General features: G+C 74.4%; 1 protein-coding gene and 1 pseudogene. Both read right to left on the bottom strand.

The genetic code is table 11. The annotated features are described in order from the left end of the window. The coding region (mycP, locus tag FHG89_RS00090; protein ID WP_139581807.1) for a type VII secretion-associated serine protease mycosin at positions 1 to 1,269 on the bottom strand (1,269 nt) is incomplete at its 3' end. 10 nt (positions 1,270 to 1,279) lie between these two features. After that, positions 1,280 to 1,505, bottom strand: a pseudogene (locus tag FHG89_RS00085) (hypothetical protein); the annotation flags it as partial.

Genomic DNA, 1,505 nt, shown 5'->3' with positions numbered 1-1,505 from the left:
GGACCCGGGTGGCGGGGCGTAGCCCTCCGGCGGGGCGTACCCGGTGGGGGGCGCGGGGTCGAGCGGGTCATCCGGGATGTCGGCCGGCAGGGCCGCCTCACGGCGGTACCGGCGGCGGTTCCAGATCAGGAAGACCCCCAGCCCCACGAGCAGCACCAGCACCACGGCGATACCGATGCCGATCACCATGACCTGCTGGTCCGTGGGACCACCGCGGTCGCCGTGCTGGGTGACGTCGAACTCCTCGTCCGATGCGTCTGCGGGGGCTGGCGTCGGGTTCGTCACGGCTGACGGATCCAGCAGTGGGTTGGCGGCGACCTGCGGCACGTTCGCGCTCAACGCGGTCACCGGGTCGATCAGGCCGAAGCCGAACTGCGGGTCCCGGCCAGCCGGGCCGGCGTCCCGGGCGGTCCGGATGATCCGGTTGATCACGTTGGCGGCGTCGAGGTTCGGGTACTTCGCCCGGACCAACGCGGCGACACCTGAGACGATCGCGGCCGAGTCGGAGGTGCCGTCACCCCAGCCGTAGCCCTTGTTCGGGCCCGCGTTGTAGACGCCGTCGCCGGGCGCGGCTATCACCGCCTCCGGCCCCTTGGCCGAGCCGGACCAGAAGGCGCCACCCCGCGTCGTCCCGGTCACGGCGAGCACGCCGGGGACGTTCGCGGGCGCGCTCACGTCGACGTCGCCCTTCGCGGTGTTGCCGGACGCCACCACCACGACGACGTCGCGGTCCAGGGCGTACCGGATGGCGCTCTCCTCCTCGGCAGTGGCCTCCGACGGCTTGCCCTGGGACAGGTTGATCACCGTGGCGCCGCCGTCGACGGCCATCCGGATGCCGAGGGCTACCGCGCTGTCGTCGTACGGTGGGTTCTTGCCCGCGTACAGCTTGATGGGCAGGATCCGCGCGCCGGGTGCGATGCCGGCCACGCCGTCGCGGCTGGCGTTCGTCGCCGCGATGATGCCGGCCATGTGCGTGCCGTGCCCGTCCTCGTCGGCCCGCCCGTCGCCGCTGCCGCCGTAGCTGCGGCCACCGGCGAGCACCTGACCCTTCAGATCCGGGTGGCTGGCGTCGACGCCGCTGTCGATCACGGCCACGACCACGCCCCGCCCGGTCGAGAGCTTCTGCGCCTGCTCGATCCGGAGCTCGTCCAGATACCACTGTTCGGCTCGCCGGGGCGCGGCGGCCGCCGGTTGGGCGGCCCCCAGCACCAGGAGCCCCGCCAGCAGGCCAGCCGCGACCGGCCGGAGCGCTCCGACGTTCACCCTCATCCGTCCATCCTCATCGCAGGACGCCCGGGGACGCACCGTCACCGGGGCCCCACGGATCGTCGTCCTCAGTCAACCACGACGAGTGCTCGGAGCCCGTGCCACCGGCGCCGTGTCCGGCGCCGCCGGCGCCGCCGGCGCCGCCCATCATGCCGCCGCCCATCATCCCGGCACCGCCACGCGCGCCGCCCGCCGCTCCGGCGCCACCGGCGCCCGCCGCGGCACGCAGCGCGTTGGCC

Source organism: Micromonospora orduensis, from assembly GCF_006228125.1.
GTDB classification, from domain to species: Bacteria; Actinomycetota; Actinomycetes; order Mycobacteriales; family Micromonosporaceae; genus Micromonospora; species Micromonospora orduensis.
The sequence above is the reverse complement of the archived record's forward strand: the minus strand, read 5'-3'. Positions and strand labels throughout refer to the sequence as shown.